Below are 12,982 nucleotides of genomic sequence, written 5' to 3' on the forward strand. Positions count from 1 at the left end.
GGTGGTGGACGTTCTGTACGCCGCCTGGGTCAGGGCGCGGGCCCGGCCATGATCCATCGGAGAGCCCCTAGGCCGACCGCACCGGCCGCCGGTCCGGTCAGTCTTGCCGGACGACGATCCGATCAGTCTTGCGGGACAACGATCCGGGCGAGCGATCCCGTCTCCAGGGCAACCCACAGCGCGCCGTCGGGGCCGAGTGTGATGCCGTGCGGCTCCGAGGCGCGGTCCGGGAGGTCGTAGCCGTCGATCCGGCCCTCGGTGGTGATCCGGCCGATCCGGCCGGCGCCCCACTCGGTGAACCACAGGGCGCCGTCCGGGCCCGCGGCGATGGCGTGCGGGCGGGACTCCCGGTCCGGGAGCGGGAATTCAGCGATGGTGCCGTCGGCGGCGATCCGGCCGATCTGGCCGGCGGCGATCTCCACGAACCACAGCGCGCCGTCCGGCCCTGGAGCGATCCCGACCGGCCCCGCCTCGCGGGTGGGCAGCGGATGGAGGCCGATGTCGCCGTCGACCGTGATCCGCCCGATCTTGCCGCCGGCCTGATTGACGGTGAACCAGAGGGCGCCGTCCTGGCCCGGTGCGATGACCGACGCGAAGCCGCCGGCGGTCGGCAGAGCGAACTCGCTGATCTCGCCGTCGGTGGTGATGCGGCCGATGCGGTCGACCGCGGACTCGGTGAACCACAGGGCGCCGTCGGACCCGGCGGCGATGCCGAGCGGCCCGGCCTGCTCGGTCGGCAGGGCAAACGACCGGATCCGGCCGTCGGTGCCGATCCGGCCGATGCGGTGCTCCTTGAACTCGGTGAACCAGAGGGCGTCGTCGGGCCCCGCGGTGATCATCGTCGGACCGCCGGAGGCGGATTCCAGGTCGTACGTGGTGACCTTGCCCTCCGTGGTGACCCGCGCGATGCCGCCCCCGTGCACCAGCGTGCACCACAGCGCGCCGTCCGGCCCGGAAGCGAGCGCGTACGGCCCCGCGCCGGGCCCGGCGACCGTCAACTCCTGGATGGTGACCTCGGTTTGCTGCGGCATCGGAGCGGGCTGGTCCTCTCGGGGCAATAGGGGCAATGGGGCAGGTGGAGGTTACGACACGGGACCGGGCATGGGCATCCGCATTAGCCGACCGACGGCTCAGCCAGCCCACAGCCCAGCCCGTCCAGCCGGCTCAGCCGGTCCACGGAGACAACAAGCAGGGGGCCTGCCGCTCCGCAGCGACAGGCCCCCTACGAGGTAATGGCGTCAGGAATCAGTTCAGGTCGAGCGATTTGCAGGCGGTGGCAAGGTCCTTGGTGCAGAGCAGGTCGACGCGGACGACGCCGTCCTGAACCACCGTGTCCTTCAAATTCTTCCTGGTGACGATCTCAGCGCTGAACAACTTGGCAGGAATGCCGGACTTGCTGGCGCTGTCGGCGGTCGTCGAGGTCAGGGACTTGATGCTCTTCCCCTCCAGAAGACGGAAGGCGATCTCGGCAGCGGTTTCGGCTTCCGGCCTGACCTCCTTGTAGATGGTGAAGGACTGAGTGCCTCTAATGATGCGCTGCAGTGCGGGGAGTTCGGCGTCCTGACCGCCGAGCGGCACATTCCTGATGCCGGCCGACTTGAGCGCTTCGGCGATGCCGCCGGCCATGCCGTCGTTGGCCGAGTAGACGGCGTCAAACCCCTCCGGGCCAAGGGCATTGATGACCTCGGTCATCTTCTTCTTGGCCTCGGCCGGCGACCAGTCGGGGATGTCGTTCTCAGAAACGATCTTCTGGACCTTGCGGTCGAGGACGCCGTGTGCGCCCTTCTTGAAGGACGGCGCGTTCGGATCGGTCGGCGAGCCGTTCATCATGACGACATTGGCGGTCGACGCCTGGGAGCCCAGCGCCGTGGCGATGCCCTGCCCCTGGAGCCGGCCGACGCTCTCGTTGTCGTAGGAGACGTAGGCGGCGACATCGCCCTCGGCGAGCCGGTCGTACGCGATGACCTTGACGCCCTTCTTGGCGGCCGAGTTCACCCAGCTCTTGGCGGCCTGGGCGTCGACCGGGTCCAGGATGATGACCTTGACACCCTTTTTCACCAGGCCCTCGAACTGCATTTTCTGGGTGTCTACCGCCGACTTTGCATTGCGGTAGTCCAATTCACATTCAAGGCAGAGCGTCGCTATCCGCCGCGAAATGATTCGGTAGTCGAAATTCTCGTAACGGGCCGCCTTGTTCTCCGGCAGAAGCAGGCCAATGGTCTTCTCGCCGGCACCTGCGTCGGTTTGTTCCTCTCCGCATGCCGCCAACGGCACGGCGAGCGAAAGTGCCATCGCACTTGTGACGATGCGACGCAGTCTTGCATTCATTTCAGGTACCTCCCATGGGGCCGCCCTGACCGGCCCCGAACTGCTGAAGTGAACGACACCGTCGCGTCGCCGTCAAGAATCGACGCGGTACCGATATGAAAGAGAGTTGTGTATTGGCCAAGCAAAGACGGGAGGCCTGTGCGACAGGGCGTCAAGTCGGCGGATCGGCACAGTGGATGGGGTGTGCGGCACGTCGGTGACGCCCTCCGGATCTCAGGGGTGAGCGTCGGCCATTTTTTCATCGTTTGTCCGCACACCCCACGATGATCACTGGTGTCCGGATTCGCCCCCGACGACGCCCACCGGCAAGATCGCGATCTGCGGGTAGTGCAGCACCTGCGCCTTTTCATTTACCGCAAATTCACTGCACATAAGCTGCACACAATCTGCGGAAAATCAGCCGCATCGCGCATCTGAAGACCGGCACTTCTCCACGCCGCCGAATCAGCCCTTCATACGGGTGATCGCCGGAACGAGGTCCCCCTGTTCGGCAATACCCGCGACCCAGAGGCCGGCGCTCTTCGGCACTGTGGCAAAACCCCGTACGACCACACCCGGGCCTGCTGCCCTGTCCCACCGTTTGTCCTGCCTGTTCCAGCGCAGGGCGACGGGCGCGGCACCCTTGCCGCCGACCGCCCAGAGCTCACCGCCCCCGGCCCGGCCGACGGCGCGCAGCCGCCCGTCCGCCACGTCCGGGGTCTCCGCTGCCGACCACTTCGCGCCGTCCCAGTGCACCGTGTAGGGGCGCTCCGCGCTTCCCGAGGTTCGGCCGCCCACCGCCCAGATGTCGTCGGCGGCGAACGCGGTGATCCCCCCGAGCCAGGCGTGGCCTGCCGCCGGGCCGTCCACGTCGACCCGCTTCCAGGTCGTGCCGTCCCAGTGCAGCAGCAGAGCCGTCTGCGGCGACTTCTCGTCCACGGCGTAGGACGCGCCCACGGCCCAGACGTCGTCCGGTGCCACCGCCGTCACACCGTTCAGCTCACCCTTACCGACGTCGGGCAGCGGCTGTCGGTGCCAACTCCTGCCGTCCCACGTCTGGATGGCGGGCACGGAGTCCTTGATCGACCGGGCCATCGCCCGGCCCACCGTCCACGCCTGCCCGTCGGCTGTCGTCGTCACGGCTTCGGGTACCACCCGGCCGGCCGGATCGCGGTCCAGAGGGCGCGTCGTCCAGGTCTTGCCGTCCCAGTGCTCGGTGGCGGTGCCGACGGCCCAGATGTCGTCGGCGGACCGGACGGTGAGGGCCTGCGGGAAGCTGTTCTCCGGGAGCGTGGACTCCTGGGCCCAGGACGTACCGTCCCAGCGGAGTGCTACGGCTTCGAGCGCGGTCGCGCTCTTCAATCGGTAGCCCACGGCCCAGGCCTGCTTGTCGCCCAGAGCGGCTATGGCGGTCAGGTCGCCTTTCGTCACGGGTACCGGAGTCCGCTGCCACTGGCCGGAGCGCGATGCGGACGAGGACACGGCGGAGGAGTCGGTCACGGATGGGGCAGACGACGCGGGGACGGTGGGCGCTGCCGAGGCGGTCGGACCACCGTTCAGGCCGACGGCGGCCAGGCTCCCGGCCGCGACGGTGACGGCAACCGCCGCCAGCAGGGGCACCCGGCCGGGCCTCGGCCCCCGGGACGACGACGTACTCGATGGCATCACGGAATTCCTTCGCTGGTGAGGGAGTTGACGAGGGCAGGGGGAGTTGATGATGAGGGCAGGGGTAGGGAAGGCCGACCTAGGCCGTGGTTTTGAGGACGAAGTCGAATGTGCCGGTGTAGCGGGTGTTCTCGGGGGTGGCGGTGAGCCTGATGGTGCAAGCGCGGTTGAGGAGGCGGTCTGCCGCGTTGAGGGCGGCGAAGTCCCGGCCGTACGCCTCGGTGTCGTCGGGGAAGTAGAGCTGGGTGATGAGCACGGGGCCGCCGGGTGACTGGACCTGGGTGTGGATGTGCGGCGCACGCTGGCCCCAACGGCCCCAATAGTCCCGGGGGATGATCGTCCGGAGCCGGAAGGCGCCCCGGCTGTTCGTGTACTGGTGACCGCGGAGCGAGAATCCCGAGGTGTCGTAGTCACCGTTCTGGTCGCACTGCCAGAACTCGATGAGCGTCCCCGGCAGCGGCTTGCAGGCCGTGTCGTGGACGACTCCGCCGAGGTCGAGTCGGACGCCGCGGATGCCGGGCGTGATCAGGTCCGACCGTTCCGGGGAGTCGGGCTTGAACAGGGGGCCCTCGATGGCCGCGGGCGTCTCGTGGCCCGAGCAGGCCGGGGTGACGGCCAGGGGGAGCCCATCGCAGCGCGCCTTCCGCGGCTCGGCCGCGGAGGCCTCCGGCCCGGCCGAGGCGGCCACGGTCGCCGCGAGGGCGACCGAAGTCACGCCTGCGGAGGTGGTCTTGATGAACGCTCTCCTTGAGCTCTTCTCCTTGCCGTTACGCATCCGCGTCTCCTTGTCCCGTCGTGAGGTCGTGGGGTCGTGGGGTCGGCCGGCGACCGTGAGGTCGTGGGGTCGTAGGGTCGTGGGGCGACCGTGCGGTCGTCCGGGAGCGATTCGCCCGGACAGCCTCTGCCGCCGCGCGGCCCACTCACATCGGTCGGATGACCGGTGACCTGCGCGCGTTACGAAACCTCGGCGCCGGGATGCCGCGGAGCCTGCCCGGCGACCCACAGCGCGATCTGCGTACGGGACCGGACTCCCAACTTGTCCCGGACCCGGTCGAGATGACTGGCGACGGTGCTCTTGGACAGGCCCAGGTGTGCGGCGATCTGCCGGTTGGTCAGGCCCTCCGCGACGAGCCCGGCGACCACCGTCTCGCGCTCGGTCAGCGGGGACACAACAACGGCACAGGCGGCGCCGTCGACGCGTACGGAACCGCCACGCCGGCCCCGCAGCGCATACGCAACGAGCGCGTCTCCGTGCAGCCTTCGGCCCGCCGCCAGCGCCGCCTGCGCCCCGGATTGAGTGAGCCGGTCCCTCGCCCGCGCTGCCGCCGCCTCCACCTGCCCCCGCCAGTGCGCCTCAGGCTCCGTGTCGAGTCGCCGCCGTGCCGCAGCAGCAGCCGCGTACAGCCGCAACGACCGCTGCATATCGCCCCGCTCACCCTCAACAATGGCGAGCCCTTCGAGCGGATAGAGCGCGTGGTAGCTCTCCCCGGACGTCATGTGGAGCACCTCCGCGAACATGGCCTCGGCGGCGTCGAAGTCCCGCTGCGCCAGCCGGATGGCGCCGACGGTGTGCAGCGCCGCCGTCACCTGCCCCGCAGGGGCGCCCGCCCTCAGCTCGGGCAGGCACCGCGCCATCAGCTCATCGGCCTCCGTCGCCCGGCCCGTGTGCAGCAGGGCCCAGGCCAGGTGGTGCCGGCAGAGCGCGGTGTCCAGCGGGCGGTGGAGCGTACGCACGACACCGAGGCACTCCGCGAAGACGGCGACGGCATCGGGGAACTCGCTCCGGCACAGCCGCGCGGCCCCCAGCGCGTCCAGGGCGTTGACCAGTCCTCCGGGGCAGTTCCCGGCACGCTCGACGGCCACCGCCTCGTCGGCGAGGGCGAGTGCGGCCGTGTGATCCGCCTGGAGACAGGCCGAACGCGCGGCCAGCGCCAGCGCCACGCCCCGATGGACACCGTCCGACGCCCGCTCCAGCACCCCCGACAACAACGTCCGGGCGGCCGTCAGCTGTTCCTGCTGGTACCGCGATCGGGCCAGTGCGATCGCGAGCGGGACATAGCGGCTGTCGGAACGGCCGGAGGTGTACGCGACGGCCGCCGCGAGGTTCTCCCGCTCGCCGCTGAGCGGCCCCTCCGCGGTGTCGGCGAACACCGACGCCGGGGCACCGGCCGCCTGGCCGGCCAGCCGGTCCAGCGCACGGTGCCAGGTCGTGTGCAGCTCTCCGGACTCGGCGAGCCGGTCCATCCCGTACGTACGGATCGCGCTGAGCTGCCGGAACCGCGCCGTGTCCGGATCGCCGTCCCGCATCCGTACGATCAAGGACTTGGCCTCCAGGGCGCACACCACACGCAGCACCTCTTCTGGCCGCACCCCGGCACCCGCGCCGCCACGCCCGGTGTCCGCGCCGCCACCCCCGCCGTCCGCGCAGACCGCGGCCGCTCCCCTGGCGTCGAAGCCGCCGCCGAGGACGGAGAGGCGCCGGAACACCGCCCGCTCCACGGGATCGAGTAATCGGTGACTCCAGTCGATCGCGGCGCGCAGCTCGCGGTGGCGGCCCGGTCCCGTCCTGCTGCCGTCGGTGAGGAGGGAGAGCTGGTCGTCCAGCCCGCGCAGAATGTCCCCCAGCGGGAGCGAACCGGTGCGGCCTGCCGCCAGCTCGATGGCCAGCGGCAGACCGTCCAGCCGTCGGCAGATCTCGGCGACGGTACGGGCGTTGCCCGAGCCGAGTGCGAAGCCGGGGTCGGTGGCTCGCGCCCGCTCGGCGAAGAGCCGGACCGCCTCCGAGCGCAGCAGCACCGCGGTGTCCTCGCCCTCGCCGACCTGGCTCTCGCCGGCAGGCGACAGCGACAGCTCCCCCACCCGGAACACCACCTCGCCGGGCACACGTAACGGCTCCCGGCTGGTGGCGAGAATCCGCAGTCCGGGGCAGCGGGCGAGCAGGGTCGCGGCCAGGTGCGCGCACGCCTCCACCAGGTGCTCGCAGTTGTCCAGGACGATCAGCCGCGTACGGGTACCCAAGGCGTGCACGAGTGCCTCGACGCCCGCCCGCCCGCCGCGCTCGCCCACCCCCAGGGCCCCGGCGACGGTCTGCGGGAGCAGCTCGCCGTCATGGAGCGCTTCCAGTTCCACCATCTGCGTACGACCCGCCCGGCTGCCGCGCACCCCCCTTGCCAGCTCAAGCGCCAGCCGCGTCTTGCCCACCCCGCCGGGGCCGACCAGGGTGAGCAGCCGTGCGGACCTCAGCAGCGTCCGCAGTCGTGCCAGCTCTCGCTCGCGCCCCACGAACGAGTCCAGCGAATGCGGCAGCCCTGGGCCCGCGTGCGGCGCGGCCCGCTCCGGCGGGTTTCCCGTCGTCGTGCGCTCACGCATCGCAGGTTCATCCATGGCACGTTCAGTCATGGCGCGTTCACTCATGGCACGTGCCCGGAATGCTCGCTGGCGGCACGCGCTGGAGCAGTAGCGGGCGGGCCGTCCGCCCCGGGGCCTGCCGTCGCTCGCCCGCTCACCGTGCGCCGAAAGCTCCGTACCGCACGCCTCACACGTCCGCGTCGTCGTCACACGCCGCATCCTGCCCGCGCACCCATGCCCGCACCACCAGCCCCGGCACGCGCCGTCAGTCCACCCGGGCTTGTCATCCGGGCTTGGCATCCGGGCACGGCATCCGGGCACGGCGGCCATCCAGCCTTGTCATCCCCGGACAACTTCGCAGCGGGCCTGAGCGGGCCGATGGCCCTCGACGTACTGGCAGGCAACCGAACCCGCGCCCCCGGGGTTCTACATCGAGGACAGGAGTCATGCGTGTCCCGAAAGAGAAGAGTCGGCAAGGGTACAAAGATCACCCTCTTCGCCAGTGCCGCGACGCTGGTCGGCGGCATCGCCATCGTCACCACGGGCACCAGCCAGGCATCGGCGGCGTGCGACGGACTGGCGACCGCGCTGAGCAACAACCAGAAGTTCATCGCCGCACAGCAGGCCAACCCTGACGCCCAGTCAGCCGACCGGATCGCCAACCGCGAAGCCGTGATCAAGCAGATCGAGGCCCAGCAGAAGGCGGCCGGCTGTGCCGCGGCGCCGCCGGCATCCTCACCCGCGTCCCCACCCGCGTCCCCACCCGCATCCCCGTCCGCATCCCCGTCCGCATCCCCGTCCGCCTCCGCTCCCGACGATCAGGCGCAGGGCTCCGCAGCGCCGGACGGCGATGTCGTCTGCCCCGGGTCAACGGTGACCCTCTCCGGCGAAGGCGGCTCACCAGCCGCGTCCAGCGGCCAATTCCCCGTCGGTACCGAACTGAAGGTGACCAACCTGGACAACAACAAGTCGACCACCGTGTCCGTGACTTCGACGTCGGGCAGCTGTGTGCTGCTCAACAATGCGGCGTTCGAGCAGGTCCGTGAGTCGGGCAAGTTCCTCATCCGCAACGCGCGGATCGAGCGCGTGGGGTAGCCCGCCAGATCGCCACCCACCCCACGACCGGTGCGCCACAGACTCCAGGCTGTGGCGCACTGCCGTGTGCGTCATCGCAATACCCGCGCAACAAAGGTCCACCAGCCGAGACGACGTTTGACCCGTCTCGGAGCACACGGCTACGTTCGGCCACATGTCTACGTCAGCCCTGCTCACCACGCGCGGTCACATCGACCTGCTGCGGGTGGCCTCCGCCGCATGTCGCCGCGGCTGCTGACGCTCTTTCACCTCCCTTAGCTCTTCGCTCCGAGCTCTGCGCCCCGAGCTCTACGCTCTCAGCTCTCCTCTCTCAGCTCCCCTTTCGCAAGGCTGCGCGCTGTCGTCGTGCACCTGGCGTCGCCCTCCCCCGCCCGTGGAGCCTCCATGACGCTCGACCAGGCCGTACCCGGTCACGCCCCACCCGACATTTCCACTGAATCGCGGATATCCAAGCCGTCCGCAACCACATCCACATCCACACCCGCCTCCCCATCCGCCTCCCCCGAGCTCACCCGTGTCGTCCCCGTCTCCGGCCGCCGCGGGTCCGTGCCCCGCTGGTTGCGCCGTACGGTCGGGCCCGTCGCGCTGCTGGTGGTGTGGCAGGTGCTCAGTTCGACCGGCGCGCTGCCGACCGAGATCCTGGCTTCGCCCGGCACCATCGCCGCAACCGCCGGGGATCTCGTCGCGGACGGGACGCTGCCCTCGGCGATGCTGGTCTCCCTCCAGCGGGTCGCCGTCGGGCTGCTGTTGGGCGGGGCGGCCGGCATTGTGCTGGCGCTCGTCTCGGGGCTGTCGCGGCTCGGTGAGGACCTGGTCGACGCGACCGTGCAGATGCTGCGTTCCGTCCCCTGGGTGGGCGTGATCCCGCTGTTCATCATCTGGCTGGGCATCGGCGAGGCGCCCAAGATCGCGCTGATCGCACTCGGCGTGGCCTTCCATCTGTATCTCAATGTGTACGCCGGGATCCGCGGCGTGGACGCCCAGCTGGTCGAGGCCGGGAACTCGCTCGGGCTGAGCCGCTGGGGACTGGTCCGGCATGTCGTACTGCCCGGCGCACTGCCGGGCGCCATGACCGGACTGCGCTACTCACTGGCCACCGCCTGGCTCGCGCTGGTCTTCGGCGAGCAGATCAACGCCGATGACGGCCTCGGCTTCCTGATGAACCAGGCCAGGGAGTTCTTCCGGACCGATGTGATCGTGGTGTGCCTGGTGGTGTACGCGGCGCTGGGGCTGCTGGCCGACTTCGTTGTCCGTACGCTCGAAAGGCTGCTGCTGCAATGGCGACCGACCTTCACAGGCCAGTGACCGGCAACGAGCACGCGGCGGGCCCCGGCACCGCCGTACAGGTCGACGGGCTGGTCCGCTCCTTCGACGGCCGGGCGGTCATCGATGACCTCCAACTTACCGTCCGTCGGGGTGAGTTCGTGGCGCTGCTCGGCCGCAGCGGCTGCGGCAAGTCGACCCTGCTGCGTGTGCTGGCCGGGCTCGACCGGGAGATCGAGGGCGAGGTGCTGGTGCCGCGCCGCAAGGCCGTGGCATTCCAGGCCCCGCGGCTGATGCCCTGGAAGCGGGTCTGGCGCAATGTGTTGCTGGGGCTGCCCGGCAGGACCGAAAAGGCGGACGCGGTAAGGGCGTTGGACGAGGTCGGGCTCGGTCACCGCGCCGATGCCTGGCCCAAGACGCTCTCCGGTGGTGAGGCGCAGCGCGCCTCGCTCGCCCGTGCGCTGGTGCGCGAGCCCGACCTGCTGCTCCTCGACGAACCCTTCGGCGCGCTCGACGCGCTGACCCGGATCAAGGCCCAGCGACTGGTGGCCGAACTGTGGCAGGAACGCGGCTGCGCGGTGCTGCTGGTCACCCACGACGTGGAGGAGGCGCTGCTGCTCGCCGACCGCGCGCTGGTGATGGAGCACGGCCGGATCGCGTACGAGACCGAGGTGGATCTGCCGCGGCCGCGCGATATCTCCGATCCGCGATTCGCCGGGCTGCGCGCCCGGCTGCTCGACCGGCTGGGCGTCGAGGGTCCGGAGGAGGCGGTCCCGCAGCCCTCGGAGAGCGAGAACGAGAACGAGACCAAGAAGCAGAGCCCAGGCGCCAAGCCGACAACCACCGCGGCCTGACCCCGCGGCCCGACTCCGCCCCCACTCCCCCACTCCCCCACTCCCCCATTTCCCCGCCCCAACGCGATCAAGAACGAAAGAACGGACACCTCATGAGACCACGGCACACCGCCCCGGCCCTGCTGCTCCCGCTCGCCCTGCTGCTGGCCGCCTGCGGTGGTGCGTCGCGGGCCGACGGCTCCACGGGCGGAACCGGTAGCGGCACCGACGGCAAGGGGTCGCTGACCCTGAACGTCGGTGACCAGAAGGGTGGTTCGGAGGCGCTGCTGCGTGCCGCCGGCGAGCTGGACGACCTCCCGTACAAGATCAAGTGGTCGACCTTCACCTCGGGGCCGCCACTGCTGGAGGCGGTCAACGCCGGGGCCGTCGATGTCGGCGCGGTCGGTAACACGCCGCCCGTTTTCGCCGCCGCGGCGAACTCCAGAATCAAGGTGATCGCCGCGACCCACAGCAGGTCCGACGGCGAGGCGATCCTGGTGAAGAAGGACTCGCCGCTCAAGCGGCCGGCCGAGCTGAAGGGCAAGTCGATCGCGGTGGCACAGGGCAGCTCCGCGAACTATCAGCTGGTCGCCTCGCTGAAGCAGGCCGGACTGTCCCCGAAGGACGTCAAGCTCAACTACCTTCAGCCGGCCGATGCACTGGCCGCGTTCACCAGGGGAAAGGTGGACGCCTGGGCGGTGTGGGACCCGTACACCTCGCAGGCCCTCGACCAGGCCGACGCCCGGGTGCTGACGACCGGCCAGGGCGTGGTCAACGGTCTGAGCTTCCAGGTCGCCGCGCCCGCCGCGCTGGACGACAAGAAGAAGGCATCGGCGCTCAAGGACTACACCACCCGGCTGGCACGGGCACAGAACTGGGTCTTCAAGCACCCGGACGTCTGGGCGAAGGCCTGGGCGAAGGAGACCGGGCTGCCGGAGAAGGTGGCGCTGGACGCGGTCAAGCGCACCCGGGGTACGGCGGTTCCGGTCGCCGTGGACAAGGCGGCCATCGCCTCCGAGCAGCAGATCGTGAAGACCTTCGCCGCGCTGAAGCTCATTCCCCGCTCCTTCGACTTCGGGTCGTTCGTCGACCCGCGCTTCAACGGTGACCTGCCGCCGTCGAGCACGGCGCCGCGCAGCTACGGAAAGGCCAAGTGACGTGTCCGTACACCTGCATTGGTTTCTGCCGACCGGCGGCGACGGGCGTACCCTCGTCGACCGACACGCCTACACCGACGGCGGCATCCGGCGCGACCGCATCACCCCGGTCAGCGGGGTGCGGGCTCCGGACATCGAGTACCTGGCCCAAATCGCCAAGGCCGCCGAGCAGTTGGGGTTCGAGGCGGTGCTCACACCGACCGGTACCTGGTGCGAGGACGCATGGTTGACGACGGTGGCGCTCACCCAGGTGACCGAGCGGCTGAAGTTCCTGGTCGCGTTCCGGCCCGGGGAGATCTCGCCGGTGCTGGCCGCGCAGATGGCCGCGACGTATCAGCGCATCTCGCGCGGGCGACTGCTGCTGAATGTGGTCACCGGCGGCGACTCGACCGAGCAGAAGCGGTTCGGCGACCATCTCGGCCATGACCAGCGGTACGCCCGAACCGATGAGTTCCTGCAGGTCGTACGGGGTGTGTGGAGTGGCAGGCCGTCCGACTTCCAGGGCGCGCATTACCAGGTCGAGGGCGGTCTGACGGCGCTGCCGCCGGACCCGCTGCCGCCGATCTTCTTCGGCGGTTCGTCGGCGGCCGCGGGTCCGGTCGCCGCCCGGAACGTGGATGTGTACCTCACTTGGGGCGAGCCGCCCGAGCAGGTGAAGGAGAAGATCGACTGGATTCGCGGGCTGGCGGAGCAGGAGGGGCGTACGGTCCGGTTCGGCATCCGGCTGCACACCATCTCGCGGGACTCTTCGAAGGAGGCCTGGGCAACCGCCGACCGGCTGCTCGACGACCTCGATCCGGACACCGTGGCGGCGGCCCAACAAGCCCTGGGCAAGAGCGAGTCGGTGGGCCAGCAGCGGATGCTGGCGCTGCACGGCGGCTCGCGCGACAAGCTGGAGATCGCGCCCAACCTGTGGGCGGGCGTCGGTCTGGTGCGCGGCGGGGCGGGCACCGCGCTGGTCGGCAGCCATGCCGAAGTGGCGGACCGGATCGAGGAGTACCACGCCCTGGGCGTAGAGCACTTCGTGCTCTCCGGCTATCCGCACCTGGAGGAGGCGTACTGGTTCGGCGAAGGCGTACGCCCGGAGCTTGCCGCGCGCGGCCTGCTGGATGCGGGCCCCTCTCCCCTGGAGGGCGTGCCGGCCGCCAACGGCCGTCCGGCGTCCGCGCCCGGAGGCGCGCCGTTGCTGGTCGCGGGCGGACGCTGACGTGGGGAGCGGCGGTCATGGCTTCCCCGGTCCACCTCATGACCGCCGCTCTTATTTCTTGGCGCGCGCCGAGTGGTTCGCGGCATCATTGCCGCCATGCCCCGTCC

The 12,982-nt window shown here is 70.3% G+C and carries 11 protein-coding genes; 6 read left to right on the forward strand and 5 right to left on the reverse strand.

Annotated elements, in window-relative coordinates:
* Nucleotides 1-122: 122 nt before the first annotated feature.
* The 5 genes from AB0I10_RS23940 to AB0I10_RS23960 all read right to left on the reverse strand — a co-directional run bounded on the left by AB0I10_RS23940 (nucleotide 123) and on the right by AB0I10_RS23960 (nucleotide 7,341).
* On the reverse strand, nucleotides 123-1,031 hold the full coding sequence (locus tag AB0I10_RS23940) for a virginiamycin B lyase (RefSeq protein ID WP_363154620.1): 909 nt from the start codon (nucleotides 1,029-1,031) through the stop codon (nucleotides 123-125).
* A gap of 214 nt (nucleotides 1,032-1,245) precedes the next feature.
* On the reverse strand, nucleotides 1,246-2,328 hold the full coding sequence (locus tag AB0I10_RS23945) for a substrate-binding domain-containing protein (RefSeq protein ID WP_363154621.1): 1,083 nt from the start codon (nucleotides 2,326-2,328) through the stop codon (nucleotides 1,246-1,248).
* A 444-nt stretch (nucleotides 2,329-2,772) separates the two neighbouring features.
* Complete coding sequence (locus AB0I10_RS23950; RefSeq protein ID WP_363154622.1) at nucleotides 2,773-3,972, reverse strand: hypothetical protein; 1,200 nt, start codon at nucleotides 3,970-3,972, stop codon at nucleotides 2,773-2,775.
* A gap of 79 nt (nucleotides 3,973-4,051) precedes the next feature.
* Nucleotides 4,052-4,747 (reverse strand): dioxygenase, encoded by a 696-nt coding sequence (locus tag AB0I10_RS23955; protein WP_363154624.1) that lies wholly within the window; start codon nucleotides 4,745-4,747, stop codon nucleotides 4,052-4,054.
* Between the two features lie 179 nt (nucleotides 4,748-4,926).
* Nucleotides 4,927-7,341 carry a LuxR C-terminal-related transcriptional regulator gene (locus AB0I10_RS23960; RefSeq protein WP_363154625.1) on the reverse strand — a complete coding sequence of 805 codons (2,415 nt, stop codon included), beginning with the start codon at nucleotides 7,339-7,341 and terminating at the stop codon, nucleotides 4,927-4,929.
* Nucleotides 7,342-7,770: 429 nt separating this feature from the next.
* Between AB0I10_RS23960 and AB0I10_RS23965 the strand changes: the two genes are divergently transcribed.
* From AB0I10_RS23965 to AB0I10_RS23990, 6 genes are all read left to right on the forward strand, one after another.
* The gene (locus tag AB0I10_RS23965; RefSeq protein WP_363154626.1) at nucleotides 7,771-8,415 is read left to right on the forward strand and encodes a hypothetical protein; all 645 of its coding nucleotides are present in this window, start codon (nucleotides 7,771-7,773) and stop codon (nucleotides 8,413-8,415) included.
* Between the two features lie 154 nt (nucleotides 8,416-8,569).
* Nucleotides 8,570-8,653 (forward strand): putative leader peptide, encoded by an 84-nt coding sequence (locus AB0I10_RS23970; RefSeq protein ID WP_351591484.1) that lies wholly within the window; start codon nucleotides 8,570-8,572, stop codon nucleotides 8,651-8,653.
* 146 nt (nucleotides 8,654-8,799) lie between these two features.
* The gene (locus AB0I10_RS23975) at nucleotides 8,800-9,720 is read left to right on the forward strand and encodes an ABC transporter permease (RefSeq protein ID WP_363154628.1); all 921 of its coding nucleotides are present in this window, start codon (nucleotides 8,800-8,802) and stop codon (nucleotides 9,718-9,720) included.
* A complete protein-coding gene (locus tag AB0I10_RS23980) occupies nucleotides 9,693-10,532 on the forward strand; it encodes an ABC transporter ATP-binding protein (protein ID WP_363154629.1) in 840 nt (279 codons plus the stop codon). Before AB0I10_RS23975 ends, AB0I10_RS23980 begins: the two co-directional genes overlap by 28 nt.
* 92 nt (nucleotides 10,533-10,624) lie before the next feature.
* The gene (locus tag AB0I10_RS23985) at nucleotides 10,625-11,668 is read left to right on the forward strand and encodes an ABC transporter substrate-binding protein (RefSeq protein ID WP_363154630.1); all 1,044 of its coding nucleotides are present in this window, start codon (nucleotides 10,625-10,627) and stop codon (nucleotides 11,666-11,668) included.
* A gap of 1 nt (nucleotide 11,669) precedes the next feature.
* On the forward strand, nucleotides 11,670-12,875 hold the full coding sequence (locus AB0I10_RS23990; protein ID WP_363154632.1) for an LLM class flavin-dependent oxidoreductase: 1,206 nt from the start codon (nucleotides 11,670-11,672) through the stop codon (nucleotides 12,873-12,875).
* Nucleotides 12,876-12,982 lie beyond the last annotated feature (107 nt).

This window comes from Streptomyces sp. NPDC050636 (genome assembly GCF_040654775.1).
Taxonomy (GTDB): domain Bacteria; phylum Actinomycetota; class Actinomycetes; order Streptomycetales; family Streptomycetaceae; genus Streptomyces.

What these genes read in the sequence shown, in the direction of transcription:
- AB0I10_RS23940 (WP_363154620.1), bottom strand. Translation starts at nt 1,031, where the DNA reads ATGCCGCAGCAAACCGAGGTCACCATCCAGGAGTTGACGGTCGCCGGG.
- AB0I10_RS23945 (WP_363154621.1), bottom strand. Translation starts at nt 2,328, where the DNA reads ATGAATGCAAGACTGCGTCGCATCGTCACAAGTGCGATGGCACTTTCG.
- AB0I10_RS23950 (WP_363154622.1), bottom strand. Translation starts at nt 3,972, where the DNA reads ATGCCATCGAGTACGTCGTCGTCCCGGGGGCCGAGGCCCGGCCGGGTG.
- AB0I10_RS23955 (WP_363154624.1), bottom strand. Translation starts at nt 4,747, where the DNA reads ATGCGTAACGGCAAGGAGAAGAGCTCAAGGAGAGCGTTCATCAAGACC.
- AB0I10_RS23960 (WP_363154625.1), bottom strand. Translation starts at nt 7,341, where the DNA reads ATGCGTGAGCGCACGACGACGGGAAACCCGCCGGAGCGGGCCGCGCCG.
- AB0I10_RS23970 (WP_351591484.1), top strand. Translation starts at nt 8,570, where the DNA reads ATGTCTACGTCAGCCCTGCTCACCACGCGCGGTCACATCGACCTGCTG.
- AB0I10_RS23975 (WP_363154628.1), top strand. Translation starts at nt 8,800, where the DNA reads ATGACGCTCGACCAGGCCGTACCCGGTCACGCCCCACCCGACATTTCC.
- AB0I10_RS23980 (WP_363154629.1), top strand. Translation starts at nt 9,693, where the DNA reads ATGGCGACCGACCTTCACAGGCCAGTGACCGGCAACGAGCACGCGGCG.
- AB0I10_RS23985 (WP_363154630.1), top strand. Translation starts at nt 10,625, where the DNA reads ATGAGACCACGGCACACCGCCCCGGCCCTGCTGCTCCCGCTCGCCCTG.